General features: G+C 69.0%; 4 protein-coding genes. 1 reads left to right on the top strand and 3 read right to left on the bottom strand.

Features of this window, described 5'->3' with window-relative positions; all coding sequences use genetic code 11:
* Nucleotides 1–465: 465 nt before the first annotated feature.
* A complete protein-coding gene (locus EHS43_RS36725) occupies nucleotides 466–1,473 on the bottom strand; it encodes a stage II sporulation protein M (RefSeq protein WP_125194936.1) in 1,008 nt (335 codons plus the stop codon).
* A 129-nt stretch (nucleotides 1,474–1,602) separates the two neighbouring features.
* Here EHS43_RS36725 and EHS43_RS36720 point away from each other — a divergent pair, with 129 nt between their 5' ends.
* Nucleotides 1,603–2,598: an RDD family protein gene (locus EHS43_RS36720; RefSeq protein ID WP_125194934.1), complete on the top strand. Its 996-nt coding sequence runs from the start codon at nucleotides 1,603–1,605 to the stop codon at nucleotides 2,596–2,598.
* Between the two features lie 62 nt (nucleotides 2,599–2,660).
* Here the strand turns inward: EHS43_RS36720 and EHS43_RS36715 are convergent, their stop codons facing one another.
* The gene (locus EHS43_RS36715; protein WP_125194931.1) at nucleotides 2,661–3,290 is read right to left on the bottom strand and encodes a hypothetical protein; all 630 of its coding nucleotides are present in this window, start codon (nucleotides 3,288–3,290) and stop codon (nucleotides 2,661–2,663) included.
* A gap of 149 nt (nucleotides 3,291–3,439) precedes the next feature.
* Complete coding sequence (gene ahcY / locus EHS43_RS36710; RefSeq protein WP_125194928.1) at nucleotides 3,440–4,897, bottom strand: adenosylhomocysteinase; 1,458 nt, start codon at nucleotides 4,895–4,897, stop codon at nucleotides 3,440–3,442.
* Nucleotides 4,898–5,197 lie beyond the last annotated feature (300 nt).

The raw sequence follows: 5,197 nt of genomic DNA, 5'->3' as shown, positions 1-5,197 counted from the left end.
AAAGGAACCTCGTCCCAGCTGATGCTGGAGACGGGGTATCAACATATCTGGCGTTGATTTTTGGCACGCTGTTGAGTTCTCAAGGAACGGACGCTTCCTTTGTACTCACCCTCTCGGGCTTTCCTCCGGGCTTTTCCCTTCGGTCTTGCGTTTCCGACTCTATCAGACCGTTTCCGGTTCCGATTTCCTCGGTGCTTTCCAGGTTCCCGCTCTCGCGTTTCCCTTTCCGGCGGTCCCAACATTATCAGAAGTTTCGGGCCGGACTGACCGGCCATCTGTTTCCGATTTATCGGGAAGGTGCTTCATGGAAATCGGGATTTCCAGAAGCTGACAGACACTCACTGCTGCCGAGCGGGATGAACCCGGCTCCAGGCAACTGTTCGAATCTACCTCCCCACATCGTCCGTGTCAACGGCTCCTGCGGGGCGAAGAAGACAGTAGCAGCTCAGCACGGCCCGCCGGAAATCAGGCGGCAGTGGGGACCGTGGAGCTGCGTTCGGCGGCCTCGACGTCCCCCGTGTCCCCCGCACGCGCGGCCCTTCCGCCCAGGACGAAGACGTAGGCGAGGAAGGCCAGCTCGGCGATGATCCCAATGGCTATGCGGGCCCAGGTGGGCAGGCCCGAGGGCGTGACGAAGCCTTCTATGGCGCCGGAAACGAACAGGACCAAGGCGAGGCCTATGGCCATGCCCACGGCGGCCCGGCCCTCCTCCGCCAGTGCGGTGCGTCGGGAGCGGGGGCCCGGGTCGATCAGCGTCCACCCGAGACGCAGACCCGTGCCGGCGGCGACGAAGACCGCGGTGAGTTCGAGAAGGCCGTGCGGGAGGACGAGGCCCAGGAAGGTGTCCAGGCGGCCTGCCGAGGACATCAGGCCTACGCCGACGCCGAGGTTGAGCATGTTCTGGAAGAGGATCCAGAGGACCGGGAGACCCAGGAAGATGCCCAGGACCAGGCACGTGGCAGCGGCCTGGGCGTTGTTCGTCCAGACCTGGGCTGCGAAGGACGCCGCGGGGTGGCTCGAGTAGTACGTCTCGTACTGGCCGCCGGGGCGGGTGAGCTCGCGGAGTTCGGTAGGGGCCGCGATGGAGGACTGCACCTCGGGGTGGGTGCCGATCCACCAGCCCAGGAGGGCTGCGACGGCGGTGGACAGCAACGCGGTGGGCACCCACCAGTGACGCGAGCGGTAGACGGCGGCGGGGAAGCCGTATGCGAGGAAGCGGGTGACGTCGCGCCAAGAGGCGCGGCGGGTTCCTGTGACGGCGCTACGCGCGCGTGCCACGAGTTGGCTGAGCCGGCCGGTGAGCTGTGGGTCGGGGGCGCTGGACTGGATCAGGGAGAGGTGAGTGGCGGTGCGCTGGTAGAGCGCGACGAGTTCGTCCGTCTCGGCGCCGTTGAGGCGGCGCTGGCGCCGGAGCAGTGCGTCGAGACGGTCCCACTCGGCTCGGTGGGCGGTGACGAAGACGTCGAGGTCCATCGGTTCGCCTGCTCCTCAACTGATCGTCGGCGGTCCGTCGTGGATGTCAGCTTGTCGTACTGCGGCACGACGCGCCCTCAGCTTGGCAGACTGGCTGTTCACGAGGCAGGTCAGGGAAGGGCGGCGGGCGTGAGTGAGCTGGTGACGGGCGAGGCGGTGGCGCTGGAGTTGCGCCCCGCGAGGCTGCCCAGCAGGGCGTTGGCCGTGCTGATCGACCTGATGGTGGTCGTGGCGGTGTACATCGCCGCGACGATCGCGGTGGTGGCGGCCTCGGCGTCCCTGGACGACGCGGCCCAGATGGCGCTCTCGATCGCCGTCTTTCTGCTCGTTCTGGTGGGCGGCCCGATCGCGGTCGAGACGCTCAGCCACGGGCGGTCGCTCGGGAAGCTGGCCGTGGGACTGCGCGTGGTGCGGGACGACGGCGGGCCCATCCGGTTCCGGCATGCGCTGGTGCGGGGTGCGATCGGTGTGGTCGAGATCCTGATGACGTTCGGGGTGGTGGCCTGTATCGCCTCGCTCGTCTCGGCGCGTGGGCGTCGGCTCGGTGACGTGTTCGCGGGGACGCTGGTCGTGCGGGAGCGGATTCCCGTGGCGCCCAGCGGATTCGTGCCGCCGCCTCCGCCCTGGCTGGCCGGCCGGTTCTCCGGACTCGACCTGTCGGCGGTTCCCGATGGCCTGTGGCTCGCCATCCGTCAGTACCTGACGCGGATGCACCAACTCGATCCGCAGGTCGGCTGGGCGATGGCGGAGCGGCTCGCCTCCGACCTCGCGGCGCGTACGGGGGCTCCGGCGCCGAAGGACGTGCCGCCGGGCGCGTATCTGGCGGCGGTGGTGCAGGAACGGCAGGCCCGCGAGTCGCGGCGGGCCTTCGGCAGCGGCACGGCAGGGGCCGGGACGTCTGCTGCCGTGGTGCCCGGTCCCGTGGGCGGGGTGCCGGGCGGCTACCCGTATCCGGAGGTGCGGCCCGCCGGTCCTTCCTTCCCTCCGCCGCCTGTGTCGTACGGCGTCGAGGCGGCTCCCGGCGTGGACCGGTCCGGCACCGCGGTCGAGGAGTCGTCCGACGGACGTCCTCCCGCCGTGCCGTCGGAGGGCAGGCCCGCTTCCGGGTTCGTGCCGCCGGCGTGATCCCGCGGGGGCCTGCGACTCCGCCTGTGTCCGGCGGCGGAGTGGACTGCGCGGACGTCGGTTCAGTCGAGCGGTGTTTCAGGGAACGTCGACGGCGGTGATTCGAGGTCCTCCAGCTCGATCCCAGGTGCTGCGAGGACCACGTCCCCAGCGATGTGCACGGTGTGCTGCTCGCCCGTGTCCAGGGCTGTGACCTGGTATTCCTCCACGGTCAGCGGGCCGTTGTCAGTGGCGTGTGCTTCTCTTTTCAGCAAGGTCCAGGACTGGTCCACGGTGCGCGGGGCGAGGACGGGGTCCGTGAAGGCCAGCAGGCGTACGCGAGTTGCCGATGCGGAGGGGGTGAGGCGCAGGAGACGGGTGGTGGCGACGAGGAACGCCGGGGAGGCGCCGGTGAAGGCGTGGGCGGGGACATTGCCTTCCGTGGCGTGGGTCCCGGTGGGGTCCGTACGGACCCAGGTGACGCCGTCGAGCGCCGCGCCGCGCACCTGCCAGCTGTCGGCGTGCAGTTCGAGACGGATGGGGCGGCCGAGTTCGTCGAGGGTGAGGTCGACCGAGCCGCTGTGATCGCCCGCGGGGGTGGTCAGTTGAGAGACGTAGCGCCAGCCGGACGGGCCGGGGGCGCATTGGAAGTGTTCTTCCGCGAGGGGGGTGTGATCGTGCGGATCGTGGAGCGAATAACGGCCGCGGGGCATGGGTGTCCTGGGTTCTGACGGGCTGTCCCGCCTGACGGTCGCACGGGCGAGGGAGCGGGGCCGAAGGAGGGTCACAAGGCCAAAGGGGCAGGCCCCCGACACGGGGGTGCGGGGGCCTGCCTCGGAGGACTGCTGCTGTGCCGTACGGCTCAGTAGCGGTAGTGGTCCGGCTTGTACGGGCCGTCGACCTCGACGCCGATGTACGACGCCTGCTCCGGGCGCAGCTGGGTCAGCTTGACGCCGAGCGCGTCCAGGTGGAGGCGGGCGACCTTCTCGTCGAGGTGCTTGGGCAGCACGTAGACGTCGGTCGGGTACTCGTCGGGCTTGGTGAACAGCTCGATCTGGGCCAGGGTCTGGTCCGCGAAGGAGTTGGACATCACGAACGACGGGTGGCCGGTGGCGTTGCCCAGGTTCAGCAGGCGGCCCTCGGACAAGACGATGATCACCTTGCCGTCGGGGAACGTCCAGGTGTGGACCTGCGGCTTGACCTCGTCCTTGACGATGCCGGGGATCTGGGCGAGGCCGGCCATGTCGATCTCGTTGTCGAAGTGGCCGATGTTGCCGACGATCGCCTGGTGCTTCATCTTGGCCATGTCCGAGGCCATGATGATGTCCTTGTTGCCGGTCGTGGTGACGAAGATGTCGGCCTTGTCGATGACCTCGTCCAGCGTCGTGACCTGGTAGCCGTCCATCGCCGCCTGCAGGGCGCAGATCGGGTCGATCTCGGTGACGATGACGCGGGCGCCCTGGCCGCGCAGGGACTCGGCGCAGCCCTTGCCGACGTCGCCGTAGCCGCAGACGACCGCGGTCTTGCCGCCGATGAGGACGTCGGTGGCGCGGTTGATGCCGTCGATCAGGGAGTGGCGGCAACCGTACTTGTTGTCGAACTTCGACTTGGTGACGGCGTCGTTCACGTTGATCGCCGGGAACAGCAGGGTGCCGTCACGGTGCATCTCGTAGAGACGGTGGACGCCGGTCGTGGTCTCCTCGGTCACGCCGCGGATCTCCGAGGCGAGCTGGGTCCACTTCTGGGAGCCGTCGGTGATGGTGCGGTTCAGGAGTTCCAGGATGACCCGGTGCTCCTCGTTCTCGGCGGTGTCGACCGAGGGGACCTTGCCGGCCTTCTCGTACTCGACGCCCTTGTGGACGAGGAGGGTGGCGTCGCCGCCGTCGTCCAGGATCATGTTCGGGCCGCCGGTGGGGGTGTTCGGCCAGGTCAGAGCCTGCTCCGTGCACCACCAGTACTCCTCCAGGGTCTCGCCCTTCCAGGCGAAGACCGGGACGCCCTGGGGGTTGTCCACGGTGCCGTTCGGGCCGACGGCGATGGCGGCGGCCGCGTGGTCCTGGGTGGAGAAGATGTTGCAGGAGGCCCAGCGGACCTCGGCGCCCAGGGCGACGAGGGTCTCGATCAGGACGGCGGTCTGCACGGTCATGTGCAGGGAGCCGGTGACGCGGGCGCCGGCGAGCGGCTGCGTCTCGGCGTACTCCTTGCGAATCGCCATCAGGCCGGGCATCTCGTGCTCGGCGAGGGTGATCTCCTTGCGGCCGAAGGCGGCCAGGGAGAGGTCGGCGACCTTGAAGTCCTGTCGGTTTTCGACAGTCGTCATTCGAGCTGCTCCTCGGGGTTGGGGCGAGGTGGGTACGGCTGGTCTGCGCGGCGGCGGACACAGGGGTGTCCGAAGAGGACACAGGCATGCCCGGTGCGCGCAGCGCAGTCCGTCGGAGGCCCTCTCTCCCTCGGTCGGTCCGCGGTGGGACCGCCCGACCGCCATCAGCAGCGACGTCTGGCTCCGTCCCAAGCTACACCGGTCGGCCGGGGCACCCCAGTCCGTCTCCGAATACATCAAGCCGATCACAGCGTGATGTCGCGAACATCGCCGGGGGGCGGCCGGGGCCCCGGACCGGTG

Origin of the sequence: Streptomyces sp. RP5T, from assembly GCF_003933965.1 — a bacterium.
Taxonomy (GTDB): Bacteria; Actinomycetota; Actinomycetes; order Streptomycetales; family Streptomycetaceae; genus Streptomyces.
The sequence above is the reverse complement of the archived record's forward strand: the minus strand, read 5'-3'. Positions and strand labels throughout refer to the sequence as shown.